Source organism: Roseomonas sp. AR75 (genome assembly GCF_005222815.1).
Classification (GTDB): Bacteria; Pseudomonadota; Alphaproteobacteria; order Acetobacterales; family Acetobacteraceae; genus Falsiroseomonas.
This window is the reverse complement of sequence record NZ_STGB01000005.1, coordinates 241,172-257,827: the sequence shown is the minus strand read 5'-3', so window position 1 is coordinate 257,827 and position 16,656 is coordinate 241,172. Positions and strand designations below refer to the sequence as shown.

The 16,656-nt window shown below is 72.3% G+C and carries 13 protein-coding genes; 7 read left to right on the top strand and 6 right to left on the bottom strand.

The annotated features are described in order from the left end of the window. Positions 1 to 38 precede the first annotated feature (38 nt). The 5 genes from E4T13_RS20895 (at position 39) to E4T13_RS20875 (ending at position 8,869) form a co-directional block, all read left to right on the top strand. Positions 39 to 1,265, top strand: coding sequence for a DNA repair exonuclease (locus E4T13_RS20895; protein ID WP_137180283.1), 1,227 nt, complete (start codon positions 39 to 41; stop codon positions 1,263 to 1,265). Beyond that, complete coding sequence (locus E4T13_RS20890; RefSeq protein ID WP_137180282.1) at positions 1,262 to 4,726, top strand: YhaN family protein; 3,465 nt, start codon at positions 1,262 to 1,264, stop codon at positions 4,724 to 4,726. The genes E4T13_RS20895 and E4T13_RS20890 overlap by 4 nt, the downstream gene beginning before the upstream one ends. A 41-nt stretch (positions 4,727 to 4,767) precedes the next feature. Continuing rightward, positions 4,768 to 6,300, top strand: a complete 1,533-nt coding sequence (locus tag E4T13_RS20885; RefSeq protein ID WP_137180281.1) for a UxaA family hydrolase — start codon at positions 4,768 to 4,770, stop codon at positions 6,298 to 6,300. A gap of 4 nt (positions 6,301 to 6,304) precedes the next feature. Then, positions 6,305 to 6,571: a hypothetical protein gene (locus E4T13_RS20880; protein ID WP_137180280.1), complete on the top strand. Its 267-nt coding sequence runs from the start codon at positions 6,305 to 6,307 to the stop codon at positions 6,569 to 6,571. A 96-nt stretch (positions 6,572 to 6,667) separates the two neighbouring features. Then, a complete protein-coding gene (locus E4T13_RS20875) occupies positions 6,668 to 8,869 on the top strand; it encodes an esterase-like activity of phytase family protein (RefSeq protein ID WP_137180279.1) in 2,202 nt (733 codons plus the stop codon). A 3-nt stretch (positions 8,870 to 8,872) separates the two neighbouring features. On the opposite strand, the gene E4T13_RS20870 is transcribed toward E4T13_RS20875, so the two are convergent. The 6 genes from E4T13_RS20870 to E4T13_RS20845 all read right to left on the bottom strand — a co-directional run bounded on the left by E4T13_RS20870 (position 8,873) and on the right by E4T13_RS20845 (position 13,997). Further along, on the bottom strand, positions 8,873 to 9,079 hold the full coding sequence (locus E4T13_RS20870; RefSeq protein WP_137180278.1) for a hypothetical protein: 207 nt from the start codon (positions 9,077 to 9,079) through the stop codon (positions 8,873 to 8,875). 51 nt (positions 9,080 to 9,130) lie between these two features. Then, positions 9,131 to 9,439, bottom strand: a complete 309-nt coding sequence (locus tag E4T13_RS20865; protein WP_137180277.1) for a YdhR family protein — start codon at positions 9,437 to 9,439, stop codon at positions 9,131 to 9,133. After that, positions 9,439 to 10,287, bottom strand: a complete 849-nt coding sequence (locus E4T13_RS20860; protein WP_137180276.1) for a fumarylacetoacetate hydrolase family protein — start codon at positions 10,285 to 10,287, stop codon at positions 9,439 to 9,441. The genes E4T13_RS20865 and E4T13_RS20860 overlap by 1 nt, the downstream gene beginning before the upstream one ends. Before the next feature lie 167 nt (positions 10,288 to 10,454). After that, positions 10,455 to 11,204 (bottom strand): SDR family oxidoreductase, encoded by a 750-nt coding sequence (locus E4T13_RS20855; RefSeq protein WP_137180275.1) that lies wholly within the window; start codon positions 11,202 to 11,204, stop codon positions 10,455 to 10,457. A 76-nt stretch (positions 11,205 to 11,280) separates the two neighbouring features. Continuing rightward, positions 11,281 to 12,147: a response regulator gene (locus tag E4T13_RS20850; RefSeq protein WP_137180274.1), complete on the bottom strand. Its 867-nt coding sequence runs from the start codon at positions 12,145 to 12,147 to the stop codon at positions 11,281 to 11,283. A 47-nt stretch (positions 12,148 to 12,194) separates the two neighbouring features. Next, complete coding sequence (locus E4T13_RS20845; RefSeq protein ID WP_137180273.1) at positions 12,195 to 13,997, bottom strand: IlvD/Edd family dehydratase; 1,803 nt, start codon at positions 13,995 to 13,997, stop codon at positions 12,195 to 12,197. A 380-nt stretch (positions 13,998 to 14,377) separates the two neighbouring features. On the opposite strand from E4T13_RS20845, the gene E4T13_RS20840 reads away from it, so the two are divergent. Both E4T13_RS20840 and E4T13_RS20835 read left to right on the top strand, forming a co-directional pair. Then, positions 14,378 to 15,145: a response regulator gene (locus E4T13_RS20840; RefSeq protein WP_137180272.1), complete on the top strand. Its 768-nt coding sequence runs from the start codon at positions 14,378 to 14,380 to the stop codon at positions 15,143 to 15,145. Next, positions 15,117 to 16,637, top strand: coding sequence for a PAS-domain containing protein (locus E4T13_RS20835; protein WP_137180271.1), 1,521 nt, complete (start codon positions 15,117 to 15,119; stop codon positions 16,635 to 16,637). The genes E4T13_RS20840 and E4T13_RS20835 overlap by 29 nt, the downstream gene beginning before the upstream one ends. Positions 16,638 to 16,656: the final 19 nt, after the last annotated feature.

The window sequence follows — 16,656 nt, the reverse complement described above, 5'->3', positions numbered from 1 at the left end:
CATTTGCGGCGACTCGCGCGGGCCTTATCCTGGCGCGCATGAAGTTCCTGCATGCGGCCGACATCCATCTGGACAGCCCGATGGCCGGGCTGCAGGCGCGTGCCGAGCCGTTGCCGGCGGAGCTGCGCGACTGCACCCGCCAGGCCTTCGCCGCGCTGGTGGACCTGGCCATCGAGGAGGATGTCGCCTTCCTCGTCATCGCGGGCGACCTCTATGACGGCGACTGGAAGGATTTCTCCACCGGATTGTTCTTCACCGCGCAAATGCAGCGGCTCGGCCGGCCCTGCTTCCTGCTGCGCGGCAACCACGACGCCCATTCGCAGATCACGCGGCGGCTGAAGCTGCCGGACAACGTGCACGAATTCTCCGCACGCCGGCCGGAAAGCGTTCTGCGGCGCGACCTCGGCGTGGCGCTGCACGGCCAGTCCTTTCCTCAACGCGAAGTGCCGGAGGACCTGTCCGCCGCCTATCCCGATTCGGTCCCGGGCCTGCTCAACATCGGCGTGCTGCATTCCTCCGCCGATGACGCCTCGGGCGAGCACGCCACCTACGCGCCCTGCAACCCGCTGCGCCTGCGCGAGAAGGGCTACGAGTACTGGGCGCTGGGCCACATCCACCAGCGCCGCGTGCTGCATGAACGCCCCTGGATCGTGTTCCCCGGCAACATCCAGGGCCGGCACGCCAAGGAGACGGGCAGCAAGGGCTGCACGCTGGTGACGGTGGAGGACGGCCGCATTGCCACCGTCGAGCATCGCGGGCTCGACGTGCTGCGCTGGGCGGCGCTCGAGGTGGATGCGACCGGGGCGGACGACACCGATCTGCTCGACCGGCTCGCGACCGCCATGCGCGGTGCGCTGGACGAGGCGGAGCAGCGCCCGCTGCTGGCGCGCGTGACGCTGACCGGCGAGACCGCGCTGCACGCCGCGCTGCCCGACCGCATCGAGGAACTCTGCGCGCATTGCGCCGGCGCCGCCATCGAGGCGGGCGGGCGGCTCTGGATCGAGAAGATCCGGCTGCGCACCCGCCCGCCCGCGCGGCTTGCCGCCGACACGCTGGAGCCGCTGCGCCGCGCCTTCCTCGACGCGCTGGACGACCGCGCCGTGGCGGAACCACTGCGCGCGGAGCTCGACGCGCTGCGCCTGCGCGTGCCGGCGCCGATCCGCGCCGAGGTGGACATCCCCGCCGATGTCGCCGGCCTGACCCGCCTCGGCGACGAGGCCTGGGACCTGGTCGCGGCCGCGCTGGCGGCGGAGAGCGCACGATGAGGCTGCTCGGCCTCGACCTGCTGCGCTATGGCCACCTGACCGATGCGTCTCTGCGCTTCCCGGAAGACGCCGGGCTGCATGTCGTGCTGGGCCCGAACGAGGCGGGGAAGTCCACCGCGCTGTCGGCGATCGGCGATGCGCTGTTCGGCTTTCCGCACCTGACGCGCTTCGCCTTCCTGCACGACACCGCGCAGCTGCGCATCGGCTTCGAACTCGCCGCGCGCGATGGCAGCCGCGCCGCCTTCATCCGCCGCAAGGGGCGGCAGAACACGCTGCTGGACACGGCGGAGACTGTCGTGCCGGAAGCCGCGCTGCAACGCTTCCTCGGCGGTGCCGGGCGCGACCTGTTCGAGAAGTCGTTCGGCCTGAATGCGGCCGGACTGCGGGATGGCGCGCAATCGCTGATCGAGGGTGGCGGCGCGGCGGGTGAGGGGCTGCTGGCCGGCATGGGCCTGCCGCATCTGCGTCGCGCGCTGGACCGGCTGGAGAAGGCGGCGGACGAGCTGCACGGCACGCGGCACCGTACGCGCAAGCTGCCCAAGGCGCTGGATGACTGGCAGGCCGCGCAGCGCAACCTCGACCAGGCTTCGGTGAAGCCGAAGGAGTGGGCGGATGCGGTGGAAGCGCTGGCGAAGACGCAGCGCGACCTCGCGGAGATCGCCGCCGAAGCGGCCGCGCTGAAGACCGAGGAGCTGCGCCTGCGCCGCGCGCGCGCGGTGCGCCTGCCGCTGGCGGAGCTTGCGCGCCTGCGCGCGGAACGCGACGCCGTCGGCGATGCAGCCGCCCTGCCGCCGGAGGCCGAGGCGACGCTGGCGCGCGTGACCGCCGCGCTCGACAAGGCCGCGCAGGACGAAGCGCGGGAGGAGGAAGTGGCGAAGCGGCTCGCCGCGGAGCTCGCGGCCCTGCCGCGCGACGCCGCCACGCTCGCGGTGCAGGATGCGGTGGACGCGCTCGCGGCGCTGCGCGCGACGGCAGAGGGCGCGGAGCGCGACCTGCCCGCGGTGCGGCAGCAGGCGGAGGCGCAGCGCGAACGCATCGCCGCCGCCGGCGCGCGGCTTGGCCTGTCGGACGCGCCCGAGGTGGTGCGCGACAGGCTGCCGCAGGAGCGCGAGCGCCTTGCCGCGCAACGCCTGATACGCGGCCGCACGGCGCTGCTGACGAAGGTGCAGGCGGCCGCGGAGGCGCTGCACCCCGCCGAGCGCAAGCTCGCCCGTGCCGCCGCCGCGCTGGCCGAGGCGGCAGTGCCGGCACCCGCCGCGCCGCTGCGCCGCGCCATCGAGGAAGCGCGCAAGGAAGGCCGCCTCGACCAGGAGCTGGCGCGCGCCGAGCGCGACCTGGCGGAGGCGGAACGCCGCGTGGCGGCGGCGCTGGCTTCGCTCGATCACTGGTCGGGCGATGCGGCGGCGCTCGCCGCCTGCCGCCTGCCGCTGCCCGCGCTGTGCGATACGGCGGCGCACCGGCTCGACGCCACCGCCGCGGCGGCGGAGGCGGCGCGCAAGGCGGCGGTTGGGATCGGCGCGGAGATCGCGGCGCTGGAAGCGGACCTCGCGCGCCTCGCCGCGTCGGGCAGGGTGGCGACGCGGGAGGCGGTGGCGGAGGCCCGCGCGGAGCGCGACGCGGCCTGGGCGGAGATCCGCCGCGCGCTTGCCGGCGAAGTCGCGACGCAACGGCCCGATGCCTTCGAGGCCCTGCGCGACGCGGCGGATGCCTTGGCCGATGCGCGCGCCGACGATGCGCAGCGGGTGAACGACTACACTGCCAGGACCGCGCGGCTCGCCGCCCAGCGCCTGGCGCAGGCGGAGGCCGCGGAGGCGGAGACGAAGGCTGCCGAGGCGCTCGCCGCGGCGGAGCAGGCATGGTGCGCCCTGTGGGCGCCGGCCGGCATCGCCGCGCTGTCGCCGCCGGCCATGCGGGAATGGCGCGCGGCGCGCGAGGCGGTGCTTGCGCTGGATGCGCGCGCGGCGGAGCTGCGGCGCCGGCGCGACGATCTTCGGCTGCAGCGCGACGCCGCCTGCGCGCTGCTCGCGCCGCACCTGCCGCCGCCGCCGGACGCGACGCTGTCCACGCTGCTCGCCGCCGCCGAGACCGCCTGCGCCGCGCTGGAAGACGCCGAGGCGGCGCATCGCAAGCTGCGCGACGCCGCCGCGCAGGCCGGCGAGCAGGCCGAGGTGGCGCGCGCGAAGCGCGATGCCGCCGTCGCAGAGCTTGCCGCCGGCGCCGAGGCCTGGCGGCCCGCCGTGCGGCTGCTGGGCCTTGCCGAGACGGCGGAGCCCGAGGATGTCGAGGCCGCGCTCGCCGCCTGGGGCAGCGTGGCCGAAGCCGCGACCGCCTGGCGTGGCGCGGAGGCGCGGATCGCGCAGATGGAAGCGGCGCGCGCCGCGCTGGCGCAGGCCGTCGGCGCGCTGGCCGCGCGGCTGGGCGACGCGCCTGAGGGCGAGGCGCCCGCCGCCGTCGCAGCGCGCCTTGCGCGCCGGTTGGAAAGGGCGCGCACCACGGAGATTGAGGCCACTTCGCTGGCCCGCCAGGTGGAGGACCGCCGCAAGGCGGCCGAGGCGGCGCGCGACGCGCATCGCGCCGCGGAGGCGGAACTCGCCCGCCTGCACGCGGCCGCCGGCACCGAGGACCTGCCGGCGCTGGCCGAGGCCGTGCAGCGCGCCGCGCGTCGCGCCGCACTGCATGCCGCGATCGCCGCGGAGGCGGTGACGCTGCGCGAGCAGGGCGATGGTCTGCCCGAGGACCGCTTGCGCGCCGAGCTTGACGGCTTCGACCCCGACAGCGCCGTGGCGCGGCTGGCCGGCATCGAGGCGCGGCAGCACGAGCTGAATGAGGAGCGCACGCGGCTCGGCGGCGAGCGGCAGCGCGTGCAGGCGGAGATCGCCAGGCTGGAAGCCGGCCGGGACGCCGCGGCGATCGCGCAGGATGCGCGCCAGGCGCTGGCCGAGGCGCAGGACGCGGCCGAGCGCTACGCCCGGCTGCATGTCGCGCGCACCCTGCTGAAGGCCGGCATCGAGCGGCTGCGCCAGGGCCAGCAGGGGCCGATGCTGCAGGCCGCGACGCGCCATTTCGCGCTGCTGACGGGCGGGCGCTATGCCAGGCTCGACACCGACGAGGAAGGCGAGGCGCCGGTGCTGCGCGCGCTGCAGGCCAATGGCACGGCCTGCCCGATGGACCAGCTCAGCGAAGGCACACGCGACCAGCTGTATCTTGCGTTGCGCGTGGCGGCGCTGGAGATCCAGGCCGAGGCCGCGGAGCCGCTGCCCTTCATCGCCGACGATCTGCTGGCGAGCTTCGACGAGACCCGCGCGCTGGCGGCGTTGCGCCTGCTGGCAGGCCTGGGGCGGCAGGTGCAGGTGATCCTGTTCACCCACCACGCCCATCTCGCGGAGCTTGCCACCGCGGTTCCGGGCACCGCCGTGCTGCGCCTGCCGGCTGCGGCCGCGGCGGCCCTTCCGGCCGCCTGACCCGCTGGCCTAGACTGCCGGCAACCGAAGGAAACGCCGCCATGGACGCCCGCACCCTGCCCCCCGTGATCCGCCTCGCGCCCGAGGATGGCGTGGTGATCGCCCGCATCGCCATCCCCGAGGCGACGACGGTAGCCGAGGGCGTGACGACGAAGCGCCGCATCCCGCCGGGCCACAAGATCGCCACGCGCACGCACGCGGCCGGCGAGGCGATCCGGCGCTACGGCCAGATCATCGGCTTCGCGACGGAGGCCATCGCGCCCGGCGACTGGGTGCATGTCCACAATTGCGCGATGGGCGACTTCGCCAAGGACTATGCCTGGGGCGTGGATGCGAAGCCGACGCCGATGGTCGCGCCGGCCGCGACCTTCCTCGGCATCCGTCGCGCCGATGGGCGCGTGGCGACGCGCAACTACATCGGCATCGTCACCAGCGTGAATTGCAGCGCGCATGTCGCCGACCTGATCGCGGACGCCTTCAAGCGCAATCCGTTCAAGGGCGAGGATCCGCTGGCGGATTTCCCGAACGTGGATGGCGTGGTCGCACTCACCCACAAGACCGGCTGCGGCATGACCATGGGCGAGCCGCTGCGCCTGCTGCGCCGCACGCTGGCGGGCTTCGCGCGCCATGTGAATTTCTCGCACGTCATCGCCATCGGGCTCGGCTGCGAGGTGAACCAGCTCGGACCGATGCTCGAGGAGCAGAAGCTCGCCGGACGCCTGCGCAACATGGACATCCAGGAGATGGGCGGCACCCGCAAGACCGTGGAAGCCGGCATCGCCTTCGTGCGCGAGGTGCTGCATGAATCCAACCAGGTGCGGCGGGAGGCCGTTCCGGCATCCGAGCTGATCGTCGCGCTGCAATGCGGCGGGTCCGACGGCTATTCGGGCATCACGGCGAACCCCGCGCTCGGCGCGGCGTCGGACCTGATCGTGCGGCATGGCGGCACGGTGATTCTCTCCGAGACGCCCGAGACCTATGGCGCGGAACACCTGCTGACGCGGCGCGCGGTCTCGCGCGAAGTCGGCGAGAAGCTCGTGCAGAAGATGCGCTGGTGGGAGGAGTACACGGCGCGCGAGGGCGCCGAGATGAACGCCAACCCCTCGCCCGGCAACAAGGCCGGGGGGCTCACCACCATCCTGGAGAAGTCGCTCGGCGCCATGGCGAAGGGCGGCACCACGAACCTCACCGCGGTCTACGACTACGCCGAGCCGGTCACGGCGAAGGGCTTCACCTTCATGGACACGCCCGGCTACGACCCCGTCGGCGCCACGGGCCAGGTCGCGGGCGGCGCGAACCTGGTGTGCTTCACCACAGGGCGCGGCAGCGTCTTCGGCATGAAGCCCGCGCCCTCCATCAAGCTCGCCACCAATTCAGCCATGTATGAGCGCATGAGCGAGGACATGGACATCAATTGCGGCACCATCCTCTCCGGCGAGGAGAGTGTCGCGCAATGCGGCGAGCGCATCTTCCAGCTCATCCTGCGCGTCGCCTCCGGCGAGCGGACCAAGAGCGAGGGCTACGATTTCGGCAGTTCCGAATTCGCGCCCTGGACGCTCGGCGCGACGATGTAGGCCGATGGCGGCGCTGCTGCACGCGCTGGCGTTCCTGCTGGCGGCGGCGGCGTTCGGCGTCGCGCTGTCCTCGATGCCGCATGTGCTGCGCGCGCGGCGCGCCGGCGTGCCGTTCTGGTATGGCGGGCTCGGTTGGTATGGCGCGCCGTCCCGCCACATGCCCGAAGCGGCCCGGCCGCATGCGCGGCTGGCGATGCGGCGTTGGCTGATCGCGACGGGCCTGTTCGTGCTGGCGGCGCTCGCTGGCGGGCTAGCTGCGTTACAGGACTGAGACTCTTCCGCGAAGCTTCGGTGAAACCGTTCCGCACCCGGTTGCCGCGCTTCCGCCGCCGCGTCTAGCTCCGCCCCGCATCACCGGGGTTTCTCCATGCGATCCAGCCTTCGCGCCGCGCTTCTGGCGAGCGTCGTCGCCATGCCGGCTTCGGCACAGTCGCCGCAGGTCTTCCACCGCATCGCCACCATCGAGGCGCAGCGCATGCTGCCCGCGGATCGCGACCGCGCCCGCCGTTCGATCGCGGAGATCGTCACCGCCACGCCGGATGGCAACACGCTGGTCTATGTGGATGGCGAGCAGCGCGGTGTCGGCTTCGTGGACATCACCGATCCCGCCGCGCCGCGGCCCGCCGGCTTCGTCGCGCTGGAAGGCGATCCGACTTCCGTCACGGTGCGCGGCGGGCATGCCTTCGCTGTCGCGGACACCTCGCCGGACAAGGCGAACCCCTCCGGCATCGTCGCGGTGCTGGACATCGCCGGCCGGCGCGTCACGCAGAGCTGCGCGCTCGGCGGCCAACCGGATTCGACGGCGATGAGCCGCGACGGCCGCTTCCTCGCCGTCGTCATCGAGAATGAGCGCAACGAGCAGCTCAACCGCGGCGCCATCCCGCAGCTGCCGCCGGGCAACCTCACGATCATCCCGACCACCGCCGAAGGGCTGGATTGCAGCGCCTTGCGCCGCGTGGACCTGACGGGCCTGGCCGAGGTCGCCCCGACCGATCCCGAGCCGGAATTCGTGGACGTCAACAGCCGCGGCGAGGCGGTGGTCACGCTGCAGGAGAACAACCACATCGCGATCGTGGATCTCGCCACCGGCCGGGTGACCGCGCATTTCCCCGCCGGCCGCGTCACGCTGACGCAGGTGGACGGCAGGCGCGACGGCGTGATCCGCCCGACCCAGACGCTCGAGAACCTGGTGCGGGAGCCGGATGCGGTGCGCTGGCTGGACGATGACCGCTTCGTCACCGCCAACGAGGGCGACATGGTCACCGGCAGTCGCAGCTTCACCATCTTCCGCCGCGACGGCACGGTGGAGTGGGACAGCGGCAACCTGCTGGACCATCTGGCGATCCGCATCGGCCACTATCCGGAAGCGCGCAGCGGCAGCCGCGGCAACGAACCGGAGGGCGTCGATGTCGGCACCTTCGGCGGCCAGCGGCTGATCTTCGTGGGCTCCGAGCGCGCGTCGGTCGTGACCGTCTGGCGCGACGAGGGGCCGGGCCGCGCGCCGACCTTCCTGCAGGTGCTGCCCGCCGGCGTCGGCCCGGAAGGGCTGCTGGCGATCCCGTCGCGCGGCCTGTTCGTCGCGGCGGCCGAGGTGGACAACCCGGAAACCGGGCTGCGCTCCGCGCTCAGCCTCTATCGCCTGGGCGACGGGCCGGCGCGCTACCCGACGATCGAATCGGTGAACGGCCCCGATGGCGCGCCGATCCCCTGGGGCGCGCTGTCGGGCCTCGCCGCGGATCGCAGCGTGGCCGGAAGGCTCTACGCCGTGACCGACAGCTACTATGCCGAGGCGCAGATCCTGACGCTGGACGCGACGCAGACGCCGGCGCGCATCACCGCGGCGGTCACGGTGACGCAGAACGGCCAGGCGGCGCCGAACCTGGATATCGAGGGCATCGCGACGCGGCCCGGCGGCGGCTTCTGGCTCGCCTCCGAAGGCAACCCCGAACGGGAACGCAACAAGACGCAGAACCTGCTGCTGCGGGTCTCCGCGACCGGCGCGATCGAGCAGGCGATCGCGCTGCCGGAGGCGCTGGCGAACCAGGCCAGCCGCTTCGGCTTCGAGGGCGTGGCGGTGACCGGCGAAGGCGCGGAGGAGACGGTGTGGCTCGCCGTGCAGCGCGAATGGCGGGACGACCCGCGCGGCCATGCGAAGCTGCTGCGCTATCGCGTGGCCACCGGCGAATGGGGCGTGCTGCATTATCCGCTCGGCGCAACGCCCGCGGGCTGGATGGGGCTTTCGGAGATCACCAGCGCGGGCCCCGACCGCTTCATCATCATCGAGCGCAACAACCAGTGGGGCGACCGCGCGGTGAAGCGTCTCTACGAGGTCTCCGTCGCCGGCCTGACGCCCGCGGCGCCGGGTGCGACACAGGTGCCCGTCGTGACCAAGCGCCTGCTGCGCGACATCGTGCCCGACCTGGCGGCGACCGGCGGCACGGTGCTGGAGAAGCTGGAAGGTTTCGCGGTGGATGCCGCGGGCAACGCCTTCGCCGTCACCGACAATGACGGCGTGCAGGGTGTCTCCGGCGAGACGCAGTTCCTGCGCCTCGGGCGCATCGCGCCCTGAGCGTCACCTGCCTTGCGCCAGCCGGGCGATCAGTTCGCGCACATGGAAGCAGTGCGCGACCTGGTGCCCGGCATCGGGGCGCAGCGCGCGGGCGGGCGTGGTGATGCGGCCTGCCCAGGCCTCGCAGGCGGCGGCCGTGTCGAAATAGCGGGTTTCCAATACGGGTGGCCCGCCCGCCACGGCCAAGACCAAGGCAACCCACGCCCCCATCTGCGCATCCTCCGGCTTCGTCGCGGGGTGAACGCGCGGCAGTCGGGGTAGTTACGGGATCGGCGCGCGGTCGATCCGGCTCAGCAGCGCGTTGATGCCGCGATAGGTCGCCTCGATGCCCGTGACGCCGCGCGCCGCCAGGCGCTGCGCGTGCATCGCGTGATAGGCCTCGGCCGCCGCGCGGTTCTCGAACAGGTAGACGCCGCCGGCGCGGCCGGCAGCGGGTTCCTCCGTCCAGATCTTCCACAGCAGCCCGTGCTGGCCGGCGATGTCCTCGGCCAGCGGCTTCAGCGCCTCGGTCCGGTCGGGACCGAAGGCGCCGTTGGGGAAGTCGAAGATCAGGACGGTGAGGTCGGACATCAGCCCTCGTAGGCCACCGTGCGCTGCGTCTGCTCTCCGAGGCCCTGGATTGCCAGCGTCATCGTCTGCCCCGCCTTCAGGAACACCGGCGGCTTCTGGCCGAGCCCGACGCCCGGCGGCGTGCCGGTGGAGATCACGTCGCCGGGATGCAGCGTGATGAAGTGCGAGACGTAGGAGACCAGGTGCCGCACGCCGAAGATCATGGTGCGCGTGGAGCCGTTCTGCATGCGGTGTCCGTCGACATCCAGCGTCATCGCCAGGTCCTGCGGATCGGCGATCTCGTCCTTCGTCACCAGCCAGGGGCCGAGCGGGCCGAAGGTGTCGCAGCCCTTGCCCTTGTCCCAGGTGCCGCCGCGCTCGATCTGCCATTCGCGTTCCGACACGTCGTTGCAGACGGCATAGCCCGCGACATGGTCCATCGCCGCGTCCTCGGACACGCATTTCGCCTTGCTGCCGATGATGACCGCGAGCTCGACCTCCCAGTCGGTCTTCACGCTGCCCTTGGGGATGATCACGTCATCGTTCGGGCCGCAGAGCGCGCCGAGCGACTTGATGAAGACGATCGGCTCCTTCGGGATCGCCGCACCGGTCTCGGCGGCGTGGTCGGCGTAGTTCAGGCCGATGCAGATGAAGTTGGTCAGCCCCGTCACCGGCGGGCCGAGACGCGGGTTGCCGGAGACGGCCGGCAGTTTCGAGGCATCGAGCGCCGCGAGCTTCGCGAGGCCGGCCGGGGAGAGCGCGTCGCCCTTGAGGTCGGCGATCACGCCGGAGAGGTCGCGGATCGTGCCGGAGGCATCGAGCATGCCGGGCTTCTCGGCGCCGGCGGGACCGTATCGGAGGAGTTTCATGGCGGTTTTCCTAAACCGTGTGGCGTGGGCCGGCTAGATTGGTACGGTGGCGCTGCCCCCACCCCGACCAGCCTTCGTAGGCAGCGGCACGCCGCTGCAACTTCGGCGTTCGACGCCGCGCGTCGAACCCCCCGCACTGCGGGGGAGGGAGAAGAGGCGGGCACACATCACAACATCCAACCGCCGTCGATGACGATGGCCTGACCCGTGACGAACGCGCTTTCGTCGCTGGCGAGGTAGACGGCGAGCGCCGCCATCTCCTCCGCCGTCGCCAGGCGGCCCATTGCCTGGCGGGCGACGAAGGCGGCGCGGGCGGCATCCAGGCCGCCGGCCTGCGCGGCATTGGCGGCGATGCGGTCGCCGAGGCTCGGCGTGTCCACCGTGCCGGGGCAGATCGCGTTGCAGCGGATGCCCTGCGTCACGTATTCGGTCGCGATGCTCTTGGTCAGGCCGATCACCGCGGCCTTGGTGGTGCCGTAGATGAAGCGGTTCGGCGCGCCCTTCAGGGATGAGCAGGCGCTGCTCATGTTCACGATGGCGCCGCGTTTGCGCTCCAGCATGCCCGGCAGCACCGCGCGCGACATCCGCCACATGGAGCGCACGTTCAGGTCGAAGGCGAAGTCCCACTCCGCCTCGGTCGCGGTCAGCACCGTGTTCTGGTGCACGAAGCCCGCGCAGTTGAACAGGATGTCGAGCGGCCCGGCGTCCTTCGCCGCAGCCTCGATCGCCGCGGCGTCCAGCATGTCGAGAGGTTGCGTGGAGATGCCCGGCGCGCGAAGCTCGGCGAGCTTCGCGGCATCCTTGTCGGTGGCGATCACCGTGGCGCCCTCGGCGGCGAAGGCCAGCGCGGTGGCGCGGCCGATGCCCTGCGCCGCAGCCGTCACGAAGGCGCGCTTGCCCGCCAGACGTCCTGCCATCCTTCCCTCCGCCAGCCTTGCCGGCGGACCTTGGGCAGCGAGGGGCGGCGCGTCAACCGCCCCGCCTGGCAGCGCGTCAGCCCGCGGCGGGCAGCAGCCCCACGGCGCGCATCGCGGCGGTGCCGTTCTCCACCTGGTCGCGCAGCGCCAGCAGCAGGGCACGCCCGGCCGCGCCGCCGCCGGCGGTCAGCCTCTCCTGCAGGATGGCGGCGAGCGTCGCCAGATGCGCCTCGATCATCGGCCAGCCGGCGCGATGCCGTGCATGGCCGCGTTCCAGCACGCGGCAGAGCGAGGCGGCGACGCCGGTGACCAGCGGGTAGCCATGGCTCGTGCCCTCGCCGCGCAGCGTATGCGCCGCGCGGTAGAGCCGCGCCGCCGCCTCGCGCGAGCCGGGCAGGGTGCGGAAGGCGAGCCAGGCCGCGCGCAGCTCCTCGAGGTCGGGCGCGACGCTGGGCGGGATGCGCCGCTCCGGCCCGGCGAAGCAGCGAAGATGGCGGCGCCGGCAGGGGCCGCGGAAGGCGCGGCTCTGCACGAATGGGCGGGGGTGGTCGAGGATGGCCTGGATGCGGCCGGCCAGCCCGCCGGCGCTGATCGGCTTGGCCAGGAATTCCGTGACGCCCGCATCGCGCGCGGCGTTGATGCGCCACTGCTCGGTATGGGCGGTGACCATCAGCACGGGAGTGCGGCGCAGGCGCGGATCGGGCAGGGCGCGGAGCGTGCGGACGAAATGCAGACCGTCCGGCGGCGGCATCTCCCAGTCGGCGAGGATCAGGTCGGGCGGCGCGCGGCGCAGCTCGGCCAGCGCGGCGGCGACGTCGGCGGCCTCGCGCGGCGGCGGCACCCAGAGGCTGCGCAGCACCGCCTTCAGCAGCGCCCGCATGGAGCGGCTGTCGTCCAGGACCAGCACGTCCAGCCGCTGCAGGCGGTCGAGAAGCTGCTTCATGCCGCGCGGCAGTTTGGCCGCGCGGGGTTAACGCGACGCGAAAGGGATCAGTGGTTGTGCCGGCTCTCGCCGCGAGTCTCCAGGATGTTCAGATAGAGCGTCGCCGGCTCCAGGCAGGCGCCGGTGCCGAGCTGGCCGACATTGTTGCGATAGATCTCCTCCCAGGGCGTCTTGTTCAGCAGCTTCGGCGGGGTCCATGCGGCGCGGCGCGCGGCAAGTTCCGCATCGGGGATCAGCACGTCCACGCGGCGGTTCTTCAGGTCGATGCGGATGCGGTCGCCATGCTTGAGCAGCGCCAGCCCGCCGCCCACCGCCGCTTCCGGCGTGACGTTCAGGATGGAGGGGCTGCCGGATGTGCCGGATTGCCGGCCGTCGCCCATGGTGGGCAGGGCGTTCACGCCCTGGCGGATGAGTGCGGCCGGCGGCTGCATGTTCACCACCTCGGCGCTGCCGGGATAGCCGACCGGGCCGCAATTGCGCACGACCAGGATCGTCTTCTCGTCGATGCCGAGCGCAGGGTCCTCGATGCGGGCGTGGTAGTCCTCCGGCCCTTCGAACACCGCGGCCTTGCCCTCGAACACGTCGGGATCGTCGGAGAAGAAGCGCTTGCGGAATTCGGCGTCGATGACGCTCACCTTGATGACGGCGCTGTCGAAGATGTTGCCGGTCAGCACGAGGTAGCCGGCCTTCTCCTTCATCGGCTTCGCGTAGGCGCGGATCACCTCGCGATCCGGCGAGAGCGGCACGTCCTTCAGGTTCTCGGCCACCGTTTTCCCGGTGACGGTCATCACGTCGCCATGCAGGCGGCCGGCTTCCAGCAATTCCTTCATCACCGCGGGCACGCCGCCCGCGCGATGGAAGGCCTCGCCCAGGAAGCGGCCGGCGGGCTGGCAATCCACCAGCAGCGGCAGGTCGGCGCCGACGCGCTGCCAGTCCTCCAGGTCGTGCTCCACGCCCATGTGCCGCGCGATGGCGATCATGTGGGGCGGGCAGTTGGAGCTCGCGCCGATCGCGCTGGCGACCGCCACCGCATTCTCGAACGCCTTCTTCGTCATCACGGCCGAGGGCGTCAGGTTCTCCCGCACCATCTCCACGATGCGCCGGCCAGACCAGTAGGCCATCTGCGCGCGTTCGCGGTGCGGGCCGGGGATGGCGGCGCAGCCGGTCAGGCTCATCCCGACGGCTTCCACCAGGCTGTTCATGGACAGCGCCGTGCCCATGGTCGAGCAATGCCCCCAGGAGGTCGAACTCGCGGCCACCGCCTCCATGAACTGGCGGTTGTCGATCTCGCCCGCCGCGAGCATGCGCCGCGCCTCCCACACCACCGTGCCGGAGCCGACCAGGCGCCCGCGATACCAGCCATCCAGCATCGGCCCGCCGGAGAAGGCGAGGGCGGGGATATTCAGCGTCGCCGCCGCCATCAGCGCCGCACCCGGCGTCTTGTCGCAGCCGATCGTCAGAACCACGCCATCCAGCGGATAGCCGTGCATGATCTCGACGAGCGAGAGATACTGCAGGTTGCGGTCCAGCGCCGCGGTCGGGCGCTTCAGCGTCTCCTGGATCTGGTGCACCGGGAATTCCAGCGGCACGCCGCCGGCGTCGCGGATGCCTTCCTTGATGCGCTGCGACAGGATCGTGTGGTGCCGGTTGCAGGGCGCGATGTCGCTGCCGGTCTGGCTGATGCCGATGATCGGGCGGCCCGACTGCAACTCGTCGAAGGTCATGCCGAAATTGAGCTGCCGCTCGCAGTAGAGCGAGGTCATCCCGGGATCCGACGGATCGTCGAACCAGCGCTGGCTGCGCAGCTTGAAGGGCTTCTTGGTCTGGTCGTGGTCGTCGTGGCTGGCCATGGCGCTTCCCCTGCGATGCGTCGCACCGCTTGGGGGGAGTGATGCGCCGGCGGTGCCCCCTGTCAACGCCCCGGCGGCGCCAGGGTCACGAGGGCGCCTTCATCGTTTCCTCCGGCGCGCGCGCCGGAGTCGCGCCGTCCAGCCAGTGGCGTGCCAGCCTCTCCCAGAGCGTCTCCTTCGCGTCGTCGCGCATGGCCTGTCCCCTCATCCCGTGACGCAGGGATTACCGGGGCCAGGTTTCGGCCGGATGTCATGGCGCGATGCGTTCGTATCGCCTGTTGCACCATCGTCGTGCAACATGTTGCACCACAAGGCGCTTGCCGCGGACGCCGCCCGATGGACATATGCGCCCGTGCCGATGGGAAGGACGGAGGGACCCAATGGCGGACACCGCCGCCATCATCGTCTGCGACGACGAGCCTGACCTGCGCGAAGCGGTTGCCGAGTATCTGGCGAAGCGCGGCATGGATGTCCGCCAGGCGGAGGATGGCGCCGTGCTGCGCCGCCTGCTGGCGGAGCGCCCCGCCGATTGCGTCGTGCTCGACATCGCGATGCCCGGCGAGGATGGGCTTTCCGTGGCGCGCGCGCTCCGCGCCGAATCGGATATCGGCATCGTCATGCTGACGGCGGCCGGCGACGTCGTGGACCGTGTCGTCGGGCTGGAAGTCGGCGCCGACGACTACATCGCCAAGCCCGTGGACCTGCGGGAACTGCTCGCCCGGCTGCGGGCCGTGCTGCGCCGGCGGGAGGCGACGCAGCAGGCGCTGGCCGGCGCGGCGGGCGCGCCCGCCTTATCGCAGCCCGCCACCGGCACGCCCGCGCTGCCGCCCGGCAAGCGCGTGCGCATGGGCCGCACCTGGCTCGACCTGGATGCGCGGCGGCTGACCGGGGCGGATGGCGCGGAGATCCCGCTCGGCCCCAGCGAATTCGCGCTGCTGCGCGCCTTCGCCGAACGGCCGGGCCGCGTGCTGAGCCGGGAGACGCTGCTGGACCTTGCGCATCCGCGCGGCGACGAGCATTTTGACCGATCCATCGATGTCCGCATCGCGCGCATCCGCCGCAAGGTGGAAGCCGTGCCGGAGCGGCCCGCGGTGATCAAGACCATCCGCGGCGCGGGCTATGTCTTCGACCCTGCCGCCGACGCCTGACATCGCCGCGCTGGAGGCGGAGCTCGCGCTGCTGCGCGGCGTGCTGGATGCCGCGCCGGCGCGCGTCTGCGTGATCGACCGCGACCGCCGCTACCTCTACGTGAACCGGGAATTCGCCGAATTCGCCGGCCGCCGCGCCGAGGACATCGTCGGCCTGACCACCAGCGAGTTGATTGGCCCGGACCTGGCCGAGAAGCTGTTTCCGATCTCGGAACGGGCGCTGGCCGGCGAGGTCGTGAAGATGGAAGGCTGGGTCGACTACCGGAAGAACGGCCGCCGCTACATCTCCTACAGCTTCTCGCCCTTCGGCGCGCAGGGCGTGCCCTCCCGCGCCTTCATCAATTCGATGCGCGACCTGACGGACATCAAGCGGCGGGAGGAGGAGGCGGCGGCGCAGCGCGCGCATCTGCGCGCCATCCTGGAAGGCATCGCCGATGGCGTGAACATCGTCGGGCCGGATGCACGGCTGGTGATGGCCAATCGCGGCTTCATGCGGATGTACGGCTTCCCCGAACACCTGGCCGCGCCCGGCACGCCGGTGGCCGATTTCGTGCGGGAGCGCATCCGCCGCAGCGACTTCTATGCCGGCGAGGATCCTTCCCGTTCCGAGGAGGACCTGGTCGTCACCCGCGTTGCGCAGATCATGACCGCGCCGGTCGGTCGCTTCGAGGAGACGCGGCCCGATGGCCGCGTGGTCGAGGTGCGGCGCGAGCGGCTGCCCGACGGCACGCTGGTGAACACCTATATCGACATCACCGCGCGGCGGGAGGCGGAACGGGCGCAGCGCGCCAGCCGCGACGCGCTGCGCCGGAACGAGCGGCTTTCCGCCATCGCCAGCCTGCTCGCCGGCGTCGCGCATGAGATCAACAACCCGCTCGCCGTCGTCGCCGCACAATCGCTGCTGCTGGCCGAGGAAGCCGAGGGCACGCCGCTTGCGGAGCGCGCGGAGAAGGTGCGTCTGGCGGCCGAGCGCTGCGGGCGGATCGTGGCGAGCCTGCTTGCCAGCGCACGGCAGAAGCCGGCACGTCGCGACGCGGTGGACCTCGCGCGCGCAGTGGAACTCGGCCTCGACCTGACGGTGGAGGCCGCGCGGGCGGCCGGGATGGAGTTGCGCGTGGAATTGCCGCGCGACCTGCCGACGATCCGCGGCGATGCCGACCAGATCGCGCATCTCGTCGGCAACCTCATCGGCAATGCGCGATCGGCGCTGGCGAGTGCCGAGCCGCATGGCGGGCCGCGCCGCATCTCCGTGACGCTGCGCCAGGAGCAGACGGTCGCGGTGCTGCGGGTGGCCGACAACGGCCCCGGCGTGCCGCCGGGGCTGCGGGAGCGGGTGTTCGACCCGTTCTTCACGACCAAGCCGGATGGCGAAGGGACGGGCGTCGGCCTGGCGTTGTGCCGCACCATCGCGAAGGCGCATGGCGGCAGCATCGTGGTGGAGGACACGCCCGGCGGCGGCGCCACCTTCGTGGTGCGCTTCCCGCTGGGGTGAGGCGCGTGAAGCGCGCGCT